This window comes from Pseudomonas sp. GW823-FHT01D03 (genome assembly GCF_058798255.1).
This window is the reverse complement of record NZ_JBXAKK010000001.1, coordinates 2,040,281-2,055,853: the sequence shown is the minus strand read 5'-3', so window position 1 is coordinate 2,055,853 and position 15,573 is coordinate 2,040,281. Positions and strand designations below refer to the sequence as shown.

The window sequence follows — 15,573 nt, the reverse complement described above, 5'->3', positions numbered from 1 at the left end:
AGCCATTAATTTGGCTAGCGCTGATCGGATCCAAGAGCCTTTAAAAATCAAGGCTCTGTGGATCCAACCAGTCCGAGCGTCAACGTGCCGTGATTTTCCAGGCGCGGTGGATCTTGGTGTTACGGGCAAAATCCGGATCGATGGTCTGCGCGCTGATTTCCTCGACCGCGTAACGCTCGGCGAGGTTTTCCTCCAACTGGAACTTGCGGAAGTTGTTGGAGAAGTACAGCACGCCACCCGGGGCCAGGCGTGCCATGGCCAGGTCGATCAACTGCACCTGGTCACGCTGCACGTCGAAGATGCCTTCCATGCGCTTGGAGTTGGAGAAGGTCGGCGGGTCGATGAAGATCAGGTCGTACTCGTCCCGGCTGCTTTCCAGCCACGCCATCACGTCGCCCTGCTCCAGACGGTTCTTGTCGGAGAAGCCGTTCAGCGACAGGTTGCGCCGCGCCCAGTCGAGGTAAGTCTTCGACAGGTCGACGCTGGTGGTGCTGCGCGCACCGCCCTTGGCCGCGTGCACACTGGCGGTCGCGGTGTAGCAGAACAGATTGAGGAAGCGCTTGCCGGCCGCCTCTTTCTGAATGCGCATGCGCATTGGCCGGTGGTCGAGGAACAGCCCGGTGTCGAGGTAGTCAGTGAGGTTCACCAGCAGCTTGACGCCGCCTTCGCTGACCTCATTGAACTTGCCCTGCGCCGCCTGACGCTCGTATTGCTTGGTGCCGCTCTGACGCTCGCGGCGTTTGACCACCACGCGGCTCTTGTCGACGTTCAGCGCCTGCGGGATCGCCGCCAAGGCGTCGAACATGCGCGCCGAGGCTTTTTCCGGATCGATCGACTTCGGCGCGGCGTATTCCTGCACGTGCACCCAGTCGTGGTACAGGTCGATGGCCATGGCGTATTCCGGCATGTCGGCATCGTAGACGCGGTAGCAGTCGATGCCTTCGCGCTTGACCCACTTGCTCATCGCCTTGAGGTTTTTCTGCAGGCGGTTGGCAAACATCTGCCCGCCTTCGCTCAGGCGCGGCTGCTCGACCACTGGCGCCGGGGCTGGCGTCGGTTTGATCGGGTTGCCGTTCTTGTTGAACTTGCGCTCTTGCGGCTCGTTCGGGGTCTGATCGTAGGCTGCTTGCTCGCGCTCGGCCTGACGCTGTTCCGGAGTCCGCCGCTCGCCGGTGACGAACTGGTCCGGCAGCACCTTGATCAGCAGCAGTTTGCACGGCAGCGCGCCGTTCCAGAACGAATACTGTTTGTGGCTGCGAATGCCCATGCGCTTGCCCAGATCCGGGGCGCCGGTGAATACCGCCGCTTCCCAGTTCAGGCAGGCCTGTCGCAGGCGCTCGCCGAGGTTCTGGTAGAGATAGAGCAGGCTGGCTTCGTCGCCCAGTCGCTCGCCGTACGGCGGGTTGCAGATCACCAGACCTTTCTGGTTCTGGTCCGGACGCGGCTCGAAGGTCGCGACTTCGCCCTGATAGATCTTGATCCACTCGCTCAGACCAGCGCGTTCGACGTTATTGCGGCCCGGCTGAATCAGGCGCGGGTCGGCTTCGTAACCGCGAATCCACAGCGGCGGCTTGGCCAGACCGGCAGCGGCACGTTCGACCGCTTCTTCATGGAGTTTTTTCCACAGCGCCGGAACGTGGCCGAGCCATGCGGTAAAGCCCCACTGCTCGCGGCGCAGGTTCGGCGCCATGTCGGCGGCGATCATCCCGGCTTCGACGAGGAACGTACCGACACCGCACATCGGGTCAGCCAGCGCGCCGCCTTCGGCCGCAATGCGCGGCCAGCCGGAACGGATCAGGATCGCTGCCGCGAGGTTTTCCTTCAGCGGCGCCGCGCCCTGCTGCAGGCGGTAACCGCGCTGATGCAGGCTGTGGCCGGAAAGGTCGAGGGACAGGATCGCTTCGCCGCGATCCAGGCGCAGGTGAATGCGCAGATCCGGGTTGAGCTTGTCGATCGACGGACGGTCGCCTTGCGGGGTACGCAGTTTGTCGACGATGGCGTCTTTGACTTTCAGCGCACCGAAGTGGGTGTTGTCGATGCCCGAGCCGTGGCCGCTGAATTCGACGGCCAGGGTGCCGTCGGCGAGCATGTGATCCTGCCACTCGACGTCAAGCACGCCGTGGTACAGGTCTTCAGCGTCTTTCATCGGGAAGCGCTTGAGCACCAGCAACACCCGGTTGGCCAGACGCGACCACAGGCACAGGCGATAAGCGGTTTCCATGGTCGCCATGCCTCGCACGGCGGAGGTGTGCTCGCGGGCGTCTTCAAGGCCAAGCCCGACGGCTTCCTCGATGAGCAGGCCTTCAAGGCCTTTGGGGCAAGTGAGGAAGAGTTCGAAACGGTCGGACATGGTATTTCCAGAGCCTTTGGCTAGTGAACCGGCAACGCATTGCCGATCCGGTTTTCAATCAGGCGCTTTTCTAAAAGAGCGCCCGCGTGGCACGAAGGTGTGCCGTTCCATCCCCGCTGCTCGGGTTAAAAGAGCTTAGATGCCGGGACAGAGAAAATAGTTGATGAAACAAAAAGTCTTAAAGCGACCCTTCGTCGCTTAGTAACCGAGCGTAAACGTGGGTCATTCTCACTAAAGGATTAACCCCATCATCCAGCGCGGGGCCGATCATACCGGGGTTTGCAGAAAAAACGTTCATGAAACCGGTCGTTACTTATGGCTGTAGCACTATTTTCGTTACGTCCTTATGACAAAACGATCATTCCCTCGGTGTGACTCATTGGTTAGAACTGACCACAGGTTGACGTCGCAACGGCGTCAACACCTTGGCTCGCCACGCCGGCAGCGAGCCGCCCAACGGCAGAGTTTTTCTGCCAGACCTCGATTGAGGTCAACGCGACGAAAACAGTCAACAAGTGAGGGAAACACCCTATGAGAAGACTTAAGCGTGATCCGTTGGAAAGAGCATTTTTGCGCGGATATCAATATGGCGTTGGTGGCAAATCCCGCGAGCTTTGCCCATTTACTCTACCGTCGGTACGTCAAGCCTGGATCAACGGCTGGCGAGAAGGACGCGGCGACAACTGGGACGGTATGACCGGCACTGCGGGAATCCACAGACTCAACGAACTTCACGCCGTCGGCTGACACAGGGCACTTATTGCAACACGACAATCTGAATTTCTAGCGACTTACCATGCACGTCCTTCCCGGACGGCGGGCTACGGCCCAGGGGCTCCTTCGAGGAGCCCTTTTTTATGCCTGCAAATGCAATCCCCTGTGGCGAGGGAGCTTGCTCCCGCTCGGCTGCGCAGCAGTCGTAAATCCTGAATCCTCGCTATACCTGACAAACTTGGGGCTGCTTCGCAACCCAGCGGGAGCAAGCTCCCTCGCCACAAAAGCCCTCAGAAAACCTCAGCGCAGCGCGGCGATCGCGTCGACCGATTCACGAATCAACGCCGGGCCCTTATAGATGAAGCCCGAGTAAATCTGCACCAGACTCGCCCCCGCCGTGATCTTCTCGGCCGCATGCTTGCCTTCGGTGATGCCACCGGCCGCAATGATCGGCAACCGACCACCCAGCTCAGCCGCCAACACCTTCACGGTATGCGTGCTCTTGTCACGCACCGGAGCGCCGGACAGACCGCCCGCCTCGTCACCGTGCTCCATGCCTTCGACGCCGACGCGACTCAGGGTGGTGTTGGTGGCAATCACTGCGTCCATCCCGGTTTCGATCAGCGCCTGAGCCACCTGCGCCGTTTCTTCGTCGGTCATGTCCGGAGCGATCTTGATCGCCAGCGGTACGTGCTTGCCGTGACGCAGGGCCAGTTCGGCGCGGCGCGTGGCCAGATCCGCCAGCAACTGCTTGAGCGAATCACCGAACTGCAGACTGCGCAGGCCCGGGGTGTTCGGCGAGCTGACATTGACCGTGACATAGCTGGCGTGGGCATACACCTTGTCCAGGCAAATCAGATAGTCGTCCACCGCGCGCTCGACCGGGGTGTCGAAGTTCTTGCCGATGTTGATCCCCAGCACGCCCTTGTATTTGGCCGCCGCGACCCGCGCCAGCAGGTTATCCACACCGAGGTTGTTGAAGCCCATGCGATTGATGATCGCCTCGGCTTCCGGCAGACGGAAGATCCGTGGTTTCGGGTTGCCCGGCTGCGGACGCGGGGTCACGGTGCCGATTTCGACGAAACCGAAACCCAGTTGCGAGAAACCGTCGATGGCCGCGCCGTTCTTGTCCAGACCGGCCGCCAGACCCACCGGGTTCGGGAAGTCCAGGCCCATGACCGTCACCGGCACATTCGCCGGCTTCTTGCACAGCATGCCGTTGAGGCCCAAACGCCCACCCGCGCCGATCAGATCCAGCGACAGATCGTGGGAGGTTTCCGGGGAAAGTTTGAACAACAGCTGACGGGCCAGGGTGTACATGGGCGGCGATGACTCGGGCGGCGAAAAGAGGCGGCGATTATAGCCGGGCAACGTCCCCCGGCGCGAGGCACACAGGTAAATCAGCCTGACTGGCATATGCCTTGCACTTTCAGGGTATCAGCCCACAGGCCAATGGCGGCGTGCGGGCACGGACAATGGCGTCGTTCGGAGGTTTTGCCTTAGCAAAGCCTGGGACGGCGTTTTTTTTGAGGGTGGCTTTATATGAGTGATTCGTCCGTCGGGCCGCTGGCCTGGGTCAACGGCAGTGATGCTCCGGAAAAAAGCGTGATCAACCTCGGCTTCATGGCCCTGAGCGATTGCGCTTCGGTAGTCGTGGCCGCGACACAGGGCTTCGCCCAGCCCTACGGCCTGACGATCAACCTCAAGCGCCAGGCGTCCTGGGCGACCTTGCGCGACAAACTGGTCAGCGGTGAACTGGATGTCGCCCACAGCCTGTACGGGCTGATTTACGCGGTGCACCTGGGCATCGGTGGCGTGGCGCCGAGCGACATGGCGGTGCTGATGGGCCTGAACCAGAACGGCCAGAGCCTCAACCTGTCTCACGGTTTGCAGCAACTGGGCGTGACCAGTCCTGAAGCACTCGATCGGCAGGCGCACCAAACCCGCGCAAAACTGACCTTCGCCCAGACCTTTCCCACCGGCACCCATGCGATGTGGCTGTATTACTGGCTGGCGAGTCAGGGCATTCATCCATTGCAGGACGTTGACAGCGTAGTGGTACCGCCGCCGCAAATGGTCGCTCACCTGCAAGCCGGGCGCATCGATGGCTTCTGCGTCGGTGAGCCGTGGGCGGCCAGCGCCGTGCAACAGGATCTGGGGTTCACCCTCGCTACCAGCCAGAGCATCTGGCCTGACCACCCGGAAAAAGTCCTTGGCTGCACCCGCGCGTTCGTCGAGCAATACCCCAACACCGCACGGGCGCTGGTGATGGCGATCCTCGAGGCCAGCCGCTTCATCGAGCAAAACCCGGAAAACCGCCGCAGCACCGCGCAGTTGCTGAGCGCCCCGGAATACCTCGACGCCCCGCTGTCCTGCATCGAACCGCGTTTTCTCGGTGATTACGCCGATGGCCTTGGCAATCGCTGGCAGGACCCGCACGCCTTGCGCTTTCACGGCAACGGCGAGGTGAATCTGCCGTACCTGTCCGACGGCATGTGGTTCATGACCCAATTCCGCCGTTGGGGCCTGTTACGCGAGGATCCCGACTACCTCGCGGTGGCCCGCCAGGTTCAGCAACTGGACATTTACCGCGAAGCAGCCACCGCCGTCGGTGTCGCCGCGTGGGGCAAGGAGATGCGCAGCAGCCAGTTGCTCGATGGCAAAGTCTGGGACGGCAGCGATCCGGCTGGTTACGCCCGCAGCTTCAAGTTGCACGCCCTGAGCGACAGCGCCCCCCTTCTCGCCCGCCGCTGACAGGAGACCGCCAATATGCTGCGCATTCTGCTGATCAACGACACCGCGAAAAAAGTCGGCCGCCTGAAAGCCGCGCTGACCGAGGCCGGTTTCGAGGTCATCGATGAATCCGGCCTGACCATCGATCTGCCGGCGCGCGTCGAAACGGTGCGCCCGGACGTGATTCTGATCGATACCGAGTCACCGAGCCGCGATGTCATGGAGCAAGTGGTGCTCGTCAGCCGCGACCAGCCCCGGCCGATCGTGATGTTCACCGACGAACACGACCCGGGGGTGATGCGTCAGGCGATCAAGTCCGGGGTCAGTGCCTACATCGTCGAGGGCATTCACGCCCAGCGCCTGCAGCCGATTCTCGATGTGGCGATGGCGCGCTTCGAAAGCGACCAGGCCTTGCGCGCGCAACTGCTGGCCCGCGATCAGCAACTGGCCGAGCGCAAACGCATCGAACTGGCCAAAGGGCTGCTGATGAAGATGAAGGACTGCAACGAAGAAGAGGCCTACACCCTGATGCGCCGCCAGGCCATGAGCCGCCAGCAGAAACTGATTCAGGTGGCGGAGCAGATCATTGCGATGAGTGAGTTGCTTGGCTGAAGGCCTGCGCTGGCTTTCCGGGCCCCTTCGCGAGCAAGCCCGCTCCCGCATTTGGAATGCATTCCCCTGTGAAGCAGGTCGGGGTTTCACTTTGAAATGCATTCCCTGTGGGAGCGGGCTTGCTCGCGAAGGCCGCGACGCGGTTTCACTTATTGGCACAAATCTGGCTAAGCATTCAGCACAGGTAACCAACGGCGGTTGCCCCACCCACGACAAAGACGTCGCTCACCCGTTCGCCCAACCGGCGTATCAGGTGGCGGCGTTTTTGCGTTTTGGCCCCACAGCTCGGGGCCGGTGGTGCGGCCGTGGCGGCGCTCCACCTGCTGTGACTCCTTTGAGACTCTTTTCAGCTGAGGTGCGCGATGAATTCAAGCTTCTGGAAATCCGGCCACACCCCGACCCTGTTCGCAGCCTTTCTGTATTTCGACCTGAGTTTCATGGTCTGGTACCTGCTCGGCCCGTTGGCGGTGCAGATCGCCGCCGACCTGCACCTGACCACGCAACAACGCGGTCTGGTGGTGGCGACGCCGATTCTGGCGGGTGCGGTGCTGCGCTTTGTGATGGGCATGCTGGCCGATCGTCTGTCGCCGAAAACCGCTGGTCTGATCGGTCAGGTGATCGTGATCTGCGCGCTGTTCGGCGCATGGAAACTCGGCATCCACAGTTATGAACAGGCGCTGATCCTGGGACTGTTCCTCGGCATGGCCGGTGCTTCGTTTGCTGTGGCCCTGCCGCTGGCTTCGCAGTGGTATCCGCCGCAGCATCAGGGCAAGGCCATGGGTATCGCCGGCGCCGGTAACTCCGGCACCGTGTTTGCCGCACTGATTGCCCCGGTGCTGGCTGCGGCGTTCGGCTGGAGCAACGTTTTCGGTTTCGCCCTGATTCCGTTGATCCTGACCCTGGTGCTGTTCGCCTGGCTGGCAAAAAACGCCCCGCAGCGGCCCCAGGCCAAAGCCATGGCCGACTACTTCAAAGCCCTCGGCGATCGCGACAGTTGGTGGTTCATGTTTTTCTACAGCGTGACCTTCGGCGGCTTTATCGGTCTGGCCAGCGCCCTGCCCGGCTACTTCAACGACCAATACGGCCTGAGCCCGGTGACCGCCGGTTACTACACCGCTGCCTGTGTGTTCGGTGGCAGCCTGATGCGTCCGCTCGGCGGTGCGTTGGCGGATCGCTTCGGCGGCATCCGCACGTTGCTGGCGATGTACACCGTGGCGGCAATCTGCATCGCCGCTGTCGGTTTCAACCTGCCCAGCTCCTACGCGGCACTGGCGCTGTTCGTCTGCACCATGCTCGGTCTCGGCGCCGGCAACGGCGCAGTGTTCCAGTTGGTGCCGCAACGTTTTCGCCTGGAGATCGGGGTGATGACCGGGCTGATCGGCATGGCCGGCGGCATCGGCGGTTTTGCCCTGGCGGCCGGCATGGGCGCGATCAAGCAAAGCACCGGCAGCTATCAACTGGCGCTGTGGTTGTTCGCCAGCCTCGGCGTGCTGGCGTGGTTCGGCCTGCACGGGGTCAAACGTCGCTGGAGAACCACCTGGGGTTCGGCGGCGGTCACCGCTGCGCGAGTCTGAGGCGTCGATGCCCCTGCAATTGAGCTTTGCCCAGGCCAGCGCCACCGGCCCGCGCGCGGAAAACCAGGACGCCCTGCGCCTGGTGACGCCCGCCCCGGCGCTGGCCGCCAGCAAAGGTTATCTGGTCGCTATCGCCGACGGTGTCAGCCAGTGCGCCGATGGCGGATTGGCTGCACGCTCGACCCTGCAAGCACTGGCGCTGGACTACTACGCCACGCCACAGACCTGGAGCGTGGCGCAGGCGCTGGATCGCCTGCTGCTCGCGCAAAATCGCTGGTTACAGGCCAATGGCGGCGGGCAACCGCTGCTGACCACGGTCAGCGCGCTGGTCCTGCGCGGTCGGCGCTTCACCCTGGCCCACGTCGGTGATTGCCGGGTCTACCGCTGGCAGGCTGACGCTTTGCAGCGGATCTCGCAGGATCATGTCTGGGAGCAGCCGGGCATGCAGCACGTGCTCAAACGCGCGCTGGGGCTGGATCAGCATTTGGTGCTGGATTTTCTCGACGGTGAATTACGCGAGGGCGAATGTTTCGTGCTGCTCAGCGATGGCGTGTGGTCGACTCTGGGCGATACCGCGATTGCCGCGATTCTGCGCGATCAACCGGATCTCGACAGCGCCGCCCACACGCTGGTCAACGCCGCGCATCTGGCCGGCAGTCAGGACAACGCCAGTGCGTTGCTGGTGCGGGTCGATGCACTCGGCGAAGCGAACATCGGCGATGCACTGATCCATTTGCAGCAATGGCCACTGCCGCCGCCGCTGAAGACCGGGCAGATGTTCGAAGGCTGGCAGGTGCAAGGCGTTGTCGCTCAGAGCCAGCAATCGCTGCTGTATCGAGTGCTGGATAGCCAAGCGCGAGGCTGGTTGTTGAAAACATTGCCGGCGCGACTGGCCGATGATCCCCAGACCGGACAAGCCTTGCTGTCGGAAGAATGGTTCCTCAAGCGTGTCGCCGGGCGGCATTTTCCTGAAGTCCACAGCGGCACTCAGCGTCAGCATTTGTACTACGTGATGCGCGAATATTCCGGTATGACTCTGGCGCAGCTGTTTCAACACAGCCACCCGTTGCCGTTGGCGCAGTGGCAGGACATTGCCGAGCGTCTGCTGCGGGCGGTAGGCCTGTTGCACCGGCGGCAGATTCTGCACCGCGACATCAAGCCGGAAAACCTGCATCTGGGCGACGATGGCGAGTTGCGCCTGCTGGATTTCGGTCTGGCGTACTGCCCCGGTCTGTCCGAAGACGCACCGTCAACACTGCCGGGAACGCCCAGTTTCATCGCCCCGGAAGCCTTTCGCGGCGAGCCACCAAGTGGGCAACAGGATCTGTACGCGGTGGGCGTGACCTTGTATTTCCTGCTGACCGGGCACTTTCCCTATGGTGAGGTCGAAGCGTTCCAGCGGCCGCGATTTGGCCTGCCGGTGAGTGCCGGTCGCTACCGCCCGGACCTGCCGGAATGGATTGCGCAGAGTCTGGAGCGTGGCGTGGCTGCCGATCCGCAACAGCGCTTTGAAACGGCTGAAGAATGGCTGCTGGTGCTGGAACAGGGTGAGCGACGCAGTTTGAGCGTGCGGCCCAGACCGTTGTTGGAGCGTGAGCCGTTGAAGGTCTGGCGGACGGTGGCATTGCTGGCCTTGCTTGGGAATCTGGTGCTGCTGGTGGTGTTGTTTCATCGTTGATACCGCGTCGCGCCCTTCGCGAGCAAGCCCGCTCCCACAGGGGATCTGAGTCGCTCACAAGTCCCCTGTGAGAGCGGGCTTGCTCGCGAAGGCGCCCGCCCAATCACTACAAATCCCTCTGTCTGAACGCTCCACGACTGGGCAGCCCGCTTCGATAAGGTGCAAAAAAACCTTGATGAACGCTGACAAAACGCAATAAACCCGCCACCGCCACACTTGGCACAACCACTGCATTACCCGTTTCACCATACATAAAGCCCAACCTTCAACGACGAAGGCTGCGCTTCCCGAGAGAACGGGACCAGGACAAAGGCGTCCTCGCTAGGCAACTAGCGGGACGCCTTTTTTTGTTTGCGCAACATTTGTCGAGCACGGCCTGACTGCCCACAAGAGGCCAGCCACCGCTCCCCGGAGAACCTGATGAAAAAACTCAAACTGGTGATGATCGGCAATGGCATGGCCGGGGTTCGCACCCTGGAAGAACTGCTCAAGCTGAGCAATGAGCTGTACGACATCACGGTCTTCGGCGCCGAACCGCACACCAACTACAACCGCATCCTGCTGTCGCCGGTGCTGGCCGGTGAGCAGACCTTTGAAGAGATCGTGCTCAACGACCTCGACTGGTACCTGGAAAACCACATCAAGTTATTGCTCAACCGCAAGGTGGTGGAGATCGACCGGGTCAAGCGCCGGGTGATCGCCGAGGACGGCACCGAGGCTGAATATGATCGCCTGCTGATCGCCACCGGTTCGACGCCGTTCATCCTGCCGATCCCCGGCAACGACTTGCAGGGCGTGATCGGTTACCGCGACATCGCCGACACCCAGGCTATGATCGACACCGCCAAAACCCACAAACACGCGGTGGTCATCGGCGGCGGCCTGCTCGGTCTCGAAGCCGCCAACGGCCTGATGCTGCGCGGCATGCACGTCACCGTGGTGCACATCGGCGAATGGCTGCTGGAACGGCAACTGGACAAGACCAGCGGCCAACTGCTGCAAACCGCGCTCGAAGCCCGTGGCCTGCACTTTCGTTTGTGCGAGCAGACCCAGGCCCTGCACGACGCAGGCAACGGCCGGGTCGGCTCGGTGCAGTTCAAGAACGGCGAGATCATCCCCGCCGATCTGGTGGTGATGGCCGCCGGCATCCGCCCCAACACCGAACTGGCGGAACGCGCCGGCATCCCCTGCAATCGCGGGATTCTGGTCAACGACACCCTGCAGACCTACGACCCGCGCATCTATGCCATCGGCGAGTGCGCCAGCCATCGCGGCATCGCCTATGGCCTGGTGGCACCGCTGTTCGAACAGGCCAAGGTCTGCGCCAATCACCTCGCACAACTGGGTTTCGCCCGCTATCAGGGCTCGGTGACCTCGACCAAATTGAAAGTCACCGGCATCGACCTGTTTTCCGCCGGCGATTTCATGGGCGGCGAAGGCACCGAAACCATCACCCTCTCCGACCCGATCGGCGGCGTGTACAAAAAACTGGTGATCAAGGATGACGTGCTGGTCGGCGCCTGTCTGTACGGCGATACGGCAGATGGCGGTTGGTATTTCCGACAGATTCGTGAGAATCACGCCATCGGCGAAATCCGTGATCACCTGATGTTCGGAGAAAACGCATTAGGCGACGTAGGACATCAGGGCCAGGACAAAGCCATGGTCATGGCCGACACCGCCGAAGTCTGCGGCTGCAACGGCGTGTGCAAAGGCACCATCGTCAAGGCGATTCAGGAACACGGCCTGTTCAGCGTCGATGAAGTGAAAAAACACACCAAAGCTGCCAGTTCCTGCGGCTCCTGCGCCGGGCTGGTCGAGCAGATCCTGATCAACACCGTTGGCGGCGCGGCGGACGTCAAACCGAAAAGCGAAAAAGCCATCTGCGGTTGCAGCGACCTCAACCACGGGCAGATCCGCCAGGCGATCCGCGAACAGCATCTGCTGACCATCGCCGGCACCATGAGCTACCTCAACTGGCGCACTCCGAACGGCTGTGCCACCTGCCGGCCAGCACTGAACTACTACCTGATTTCCACCTGGCCGGGCGAAGCCAAGGACGATCCGCAATCGCGCCTGATCAATGAACGCGCCCACGCCAACATTCAGAAGGACGGCACCTATTCGGTGGTGCCACGGATGTGGGGCGGCGTGACCAACCCTTCGGAACTGCGGCGCATCGCCGACGTGGCCGACAAGTACAACGTACCGATGGTCAAGGTCACCGGTGGTCAGCGCATCGACCTGCTGGGGATCAAGAAGCAGGACTTGCCGGGCGTCTGGAAAGACCTCGACATGCCCTCCGGCCACGCCTACGGCAAATCCATCCGCACCGTGAAAACCTGCGTCGGCAGCGAGTTCTGCCGCTTCGGCACGCAGAACTCGACGCAGTTGGGCATCGAGCTGGAGCACGACCTGTTCAACATGTGGTCGCCGCACAAAGTCAAACTCGCTGTCTCCGGATGCCCACGCAACTGCTCGGAAGCGGGGATCAAGGACGTAGGAATCATCGGTGTCGACTCCGGCTGGGAGATGTACATCGGCGGCAACGGCGGGATCAAGACCGAAGTCGCCGAGTTCTTCGTCAAGCTGAAAACCGCCGAGGAAGTCCGCGAGTACAACGGCGCGTTCCTGCAGCTGTATCGCGAAGAAGCCTTCTACCTCGAACGCACCGTGCACTACCTGCAACGGGTCGGTATGGAGCACATCAAGCAAGCCGTGCTCGAAAACCCGGAACGCCGCAAGGCCCTGAACGAGCGTCTGCAGTTCTCCCTGTCATTCGAGCAGGACCCGTGGAAAGAGCGTCTGGCGCAGCCGCAACTGAAGAAAGAATTCGACGTGATCCCCGTGAAAAACCTGGAGGTACCGGCATGAACTGGCTCGATATCTGTGCCCTGGAAGAGATCAATGCCCTCGGTTCGCGGATCATTGCCGGGCCGAAAGGCGACATCGCGATTTTTCGTACGAGCGACGACGAAGTTTTCGCCCTCGACGACCGCTGCCCACACAAGGGCGGGCCGCTGTCACAAGGTTTGATCTACGGTAAACGCGTGGCCTGCCCGCTGCACAACTGGCAGATCGACCTGCAAACCGGCGAAGCCCAAGCCCCGGACATCGGCTGCGCGCACCATCATCCGGCCCGGGTCGAAAACGGCCGCGTGCAGCTGGCACTGCGGGAAGCGGTCTGATGAATCGCCAGACGACCGCCTCGACCTGCTGTTATTGCGGGGTCGGCTGCGGCGTGCTGATCGAGCATGACGGCGAGCGCATTCTCGGCGTCAGCGGCGATCCGGCGCATCCGGCCAACTTCGGCAAATTGTGCAGCAAAGGCTCGACCCTGCACCTGACCGGCGATCTGGCCGCCCGGGCGCTGTACCCGGAGCTGCGTCTGGGCAAAGACCTGGCGCGCAGCCGTTGCGACTGGGATACGGCGCTGGATCACGCGACCCAGGTCTTTGCCGAGACCATCGCCGAACACGGCCCGGACAGCGTGGCGTTTTACATCTCCGGGCAGTTGCTGACCGAGGACTACTACGCCTTCAACAAACTCGCCCGAGCGCTGGTCGGCACCAACAACATCGACAGCAATTCCCGGCTGTGCATGTCGTCGGCGGTGGTCGGTTACAAGCGCAGCCTCGGCGCCGATGCGCCACCGTGCAGTTATGAGGATCTGGAGCTGAGCGATTGCGTGATGATCGCCGGCAGTAACATGGCCTACGCCCACCCGGTCCTTTTCCGTCGTCTTGAAGAGGCGAAATCCCGCCGGCCGCAGATGAAAGTCATCGTCATCGATCCCCGGCGCACCGATACCTGTGAGTTGGCGGACCTGCATCTGGCGATTCTGCCCGGCACCGATGTCGCTCTGTTTCATGGGATTTTGCATCTGCTGCTGTGGGAAGACTGGATCGACCGCGACTTCATCAAGGCGCACACCGACGGCTTGCCTGAGCTGAAAAATCTGGTGCGCGACTACACCCCGCAAATGGTTGCGCAACTGTGCGGGATCAGTGTCGAGCAATTGCAGCAGTGCGCGGAATGGGTGGGCAGCGCGCCGAGTTTCCTGTCGCTGTGGTGCATGGGCCTGAATCAATCCACGGCTGGCAGCGCGAAAAACAGCGCGCTGATCAATCTGCACCTGGCCACCGGGCAAATCGGCCGTCCAGGCGCAGGACCTTTCTCACTGACCGGTCAGCCGAATGCCATGGGTGGACGGGAAACCGGCAGTCTGTCCAATTTGCTGCCCGGTCACCGGGAGGCAGCCAACCCCGAGCACCGCGCCGAAGTGGCAGCCTATTGGGGCGTCGATCAACTGCCTGAAAGCAGCGGCCTGAGCGCCATCGAGCTGTTCGAACGGATGCGCAGCGGCCAGATCAAGGCGCTATGGATTGCCTGCACCAACCCCGCGCAGTCCATGCCAGACCAACACGCGGTTCGCGAAGCACTGCAAGCTTGCCCGTTCGTGGTGTTGCAGGAAGCCTTCCGCACCACCGAAACCGCCGCCTTCGCCGACCTGTTGTTACCCGCTGCCAGTTGGGGCGAGAAGGAAGGCTCGGTGACCAACTCCGAACGGCGCATTTCCCACGTGCGCCAGGCCATTCTCCCACCGGGCGAAGCGCGGCCGGACTGGGCGATCACCGTGGATTTCGCACGACGGCTGGAGCAACGTCTGCGCCCGCATCAACCGAGCCTGTTTGCTTTCGAGCATCCGGCGCAGTTGTTCGACGAATACAAACAGCTAACCCGTGGACGCGATCTGGACCTGTCAGGCATCAGCCATCCATTGATCGATGAACTTGGCCCGCAGCAATGGCCCTTCCCCACTGGCGCCCGACAAGGCACCGCGCGTTTGTATGGCGACGGGATTTTTCCCACGGCCAACGGTCGTGCGCAGTTCGTTGCCGATCCTTATCGCGCAGCCAAAGAACCACGCGATGCAAGGTTTCCGTTGACGCTGATCACCGGCCGCCTGCGCGATCAATGGCACGGCATGAGCCGCACCGGCACCGCGGCGCAACTGTTCGGGCATGTCGGCGAAGCGCTGTTGAGCCTGCATCCGGACGAAATGCGCCGCCATCGTTTGCAGCCGGGGGATCTGGTCAACCTGAAGAGTCGGCGCGGTGCGCTCATCGTCGCAGTCGACAACGATGACAGTGTGCGCCCCGGTCAGGCCTTTCTGCCGATGCACTGGGGCGACCGGTTTCTCAAGGGCGGGGTCAACAGTCTGACCTTGCCGGCCTTCGATCCTTTGTCAAAGCAGCCCGAACTCAAACACAGCGGCGTACGTCTGGAAGCGGTGAATCTGCCATGGCACTTGTTCGCACTCATCGAAGGCGATGTTCAGCGGTATTTTGAGAGGCTACGGCCGCTCTGTGAGGCATTTTCCTACGTGAGTTTCAGCCTTGTCGGACGTGAGCGGCCGGCGCTGCTGATACGCGCTGCCAGCGCCACGGCACCGGAGCCGCAACTGCTGCGCGATATCGACCAGTGCCTGGCGTTGCTCGACGGGCCAGTGCTGGCCTACGACGACCCACGCCGCGCCATCGGCAAGCGGGTACGTATCGAACACGGCCGCATCACCGCGATCCGCCTGGCCGGCGAAACCTTGGCCCAACATTGGCTGCAAGGCTTGTGGCTGGAGGGCCGCGCCGATGAACAATTGCGGCGCTGGCTGCTGGCGCCGATGAGCGCGCCGCCAGGTAATGCCGGTTTGCAGGCCAATCCGGGCAAAACCCTGTGCAACTGCAAAAACGTCAGCCACGGCGCGGTGTGTGCCGGAATTCGCCAAGGCCTCGACTTGCAGGGTCTCAAACAACAACTGGGATGCGGCACGCAATGCGGCTCGTGCGTCCCGGAAATCAAGCGTTTGCTGGCCGCTGAGCTGCAGCCGGTATCGGTCATCTGATAAGGAAAAC

The 15,573-nt window shown here is 62.1% G+C and carries 10 protein-coding genes; 8 read left to right on the top strand and 2 right to left on the bottom strand.

Features of this window, described 5'->3' with window-relative positions:
- Positions 1-79: 79 nt before the first annotated feature.
- Complete coding sequence (rlmKL, locus tag AC1RBR_RS09200; RefSeq protein WP_097087615.1) at positions 80-2,350, bottom strand: bifunctional 23S rRNA (guanine(2069)-N(7))-methyltransferase RlmK/23S rRNA (guanine(2445)-N(2))-methyltransferase RlmL; 2,271 nt, start codon at positions 2,348-2,350, stop codon at positions 80-82.
- A gap of 531 nt (positions 2,351-2,881) precedes the next feature.
- On the opposite strand from rlmKL, the gene rmf reads away from it, so the two are divergent.
- Positions 2,882-3,097, top strand: a complete 216-nt coding sequence (rmf, locus tag AC1RBR_RS09195; RefSeq protein ID WP_003223300.1) for a ribosome modulation factor — start codon at positions 2,882-2,884, stop codon at positions 3,095-3,097.
- A 267-nt stretch (positions 3,098-3,364) separates the two neighbouring features.
- Here rmf and AC1RBR_RS09190 read toward each other — a convergent pair whose 3' ends face one another.
- Positions 3,365-4,384, bottom strand: a complete 1,020-nt coding sequence (locus AC1RBR_RS09190) for a quinone-dependent dihydroorotate dehydrogenase (protein WP_064586767.1) — start codon at positions 4,382-4,384, stop codon at positions 3,365-3,367.
- Positions 4,385-4,606: 222 nt separating this feature from the next.
- Here AC1RBR_RS09190 and AC1RBR_RS09185 point away from each other — a divergent pair, with 222 nt between their 5' ends.
- The 7 genes from AC1RBR_RS09185 (at position 4,607) to AC1RBR_RS09155 (ending at position 15,563) form a co-directional block, all read left to right on the top strand.
- On the top strand, positions 4,607-5,818 hold the full coding sequence (locus tag AC1RBR_RS09185; RefSeq protein WP_492563942.1) for a CmpA/NrtA family ABC transporter substrate-binding protein: 1,212 nt from the start codon (positions 4,607-4,609) through the stop codon (positions 5,816-5,818).
- 15 nt (positions 5,819-5,833) lie between these two features.
- Positions 5,834-6,409, top strand: a complete 576-nt coding sequence (locus tag AC1RBR_RS09180; RefSeq protein ID WP_027613283.1) for an ANTAR domain-containing response regulator — start codon at positions 5,834-5,836, stop codon at positions 6,407-6,409.
- A 362-nt stretch (positions 6,410-6,771) separates the two neighbouring features.
- Entirely contained in the window at positions 6,772-7,983 is a 1,212-nt protein-coding gene (locus AC1RBR_RS09175) for a nitrate/nitrite transporter (protein ID WP_492563941.1), read from the top strand.
- Between the two features lie 7 nt (positions 7,984-7,990).
- Positions 7,991-9,661 (top strand): bifunctional protein-serine/threonine kinase/phosphatase, encoded by a 1,671-nt coding sequence (locus AC1RBR_RS09170; protein WP_492563939.1) that lies wholly within the window; start codon positions 7,991-7,993, stop codon positions 9,659-9,661.
- Between the two features lie 420 nt (positions 9,662-10,081).
- Complete coding sequence (gene nirB / locus AC1RBR_RS09165; RefSeq protein ID WP_492563937.1) at positions 10,082-12,535, top strand: nitrite reductase large subunit NirB; 2,454 nt, start codon at positions 10,082-10,084, stop codon at positions 12,533-12,535.
- Positions 12,532-12,849, top strand: a complete 318-nt coding sequence (gene nirD / locus AC1RBR_RS09160) for a nitrite reductase small subunit NirD (protein ID WP_041067740.1) — start codon at positions 12,532-12,534, stop codon at positions 12,847-12,849. The genes nirB and nirD overlap by 4 nt, the downstream gene beginning before the upstream one ends.
- Positions 12,849-15,563 (top strand): nitrate reductase, encoded by a 2,715-nt coding sequence (locus AC1RBR_RS09155; protein ID WP_492563935.1) that lies wholly within the window; start codon positions 12,849-12,851, stop codon positions 15,561-15,563. The genes nirD and AC1RBR_RS09155 overlap by 1 nt, the downstream gene beginning before the upstream one ends.
- The last annotated feature ends 10 nt before the right edge of the window (positions 15,564-15,573 follow it).

Excerpts from the sequence above, each read along its gene's own strand:
- rlmKL (WP_097087615.1), bottom strand. The coding sequence starts at position 2,350 with ATGTCCGACCGTTTCGAACTCTTCCTCACTTGCCCCAAAGGCCTTGAA.
- rmf (WP_003223300.1), top strand. The coding sequence starts at position 2,882 with ATGAGAAGACTTAAGCGTGATCCGTTGGAAAGAGCATTTTTGCGCGGA.
- AC1RBR_RS09190 (WP_064586767.1), bottom strand. The coding sequence starts at position 4,384 with ATGTACACCCTGGCCCGTCAGCTGTTGTTCAAACTTTCCCCGGAAACC.
- AC1RBR_RS09185 (WP_492563942.1), top strand. The coding sequence starts at position 4,607 with ATGAGTGATTCGTCCGTCGGGCCGCTGGCCTGGGTCAACGGCAGTGAT.
- AC1RBR_RS09180 (WP_027613283.1), top strand. The coding sequence starts at position 5,834 with ATGCTGCGCATTCTGCTGATCAACGACACCGCGAAAAAAGTCGGCCGC.
- AC1RBR_RS09175 (WP_492563941.1), top strand. The coding sequence starts at position 6,772 with ATGAATTCAAGCTTCTGGAAATCCGGCCACACCCCGACCCTGTTCGCA.
- AC1RBR_RS09170 (WP_492563939.1), top strand. The coding sequence starts at position 7,991 with ATGCCCCTGCAATTGAGCTTTGCCCAGGCCAGCGCCACCGGCCCGCGC.
- nirB (WP_492563937.1), top strand. The coding sequence starts at position 10,082 with ATGAAAAAACTCAAACTGGTGATGATCGGCAATGGCATGGCCGGGGTT.
- nirD (WP_041067740.1), top strand. The coding sequence starts at position 12,532 with ATGAACTGGCTCGATATCTGTGCCCTGGAAGAGATCAATGCCCTCGGT.
- AC1RBR_RS09155 (WP_492563935.1), top strand. The coding sequence starts at position 12,849 with ATGAATCGCCAGACGACCGCCTCGACCTGCTGTTATTGCGGGGTCGGC.